Origin of the sequence: Pseudomonas sp. SIMBA_067 (genome assembly GCF_046534675.1) — a bacterium.
GTDB lineage: Bacteria > Pseudomonadota > Gammaproteobacteria > Pseudomonadales > Pseudomonadaceae > Aquipseudomonas > Aquipseudomonas putida.
Map to the genome: position 1 here is coordinate 1 of NZ_JAWRYH010000217.1, position 309 is coordinate 309.

Annotated in this window: 1 protein-coding gene; it reads right to left on the minus strand. The window is 41.4% G+C overall.

Features of this window, described 5'->3' with window-relative positions; all coding sequences use genetic code 11:
* A partial coding sequence (locus tag SB765_RS28805; protein WP_410932380.1) for a transketolase-like TK C-terminal-containing protein occupies window positions 1–296 on the minus strand: 296 nt, incomplete at its 3' end.
* Window positions 297–309: the final 13 nt, after the last annotated feature.

A 309-nucleotide genomic window follows, 5' to 3' on the forward strand; every position in this document is an offset into this window, starting at 1 on the left:
CTAGTGATGTATGGCGTTTTTTGCTCGCTTTCTGGGTTAAGCATGTTGAAACGTTCAACATCTTGTCCATCACGGGTAAGTTCATTGAATGAAGTTACTGAGTAAACATCAGACGCAATACCAAACTCTTCGCTTAAAATTGCTGCAGCTTTACGCACTTCAGTCATGATAGTACCTGAGCTTAATAGCTGTACGTTGGCTTTTTTACCTTCGTAGCTTTCTAGCTTGTAGATACCTTTACGAATACCTTCTTCAGCGCCTTCTGGCATTGCTGGCTGATGGTAGTTTTCGTTCATTAGCGTTAGATAG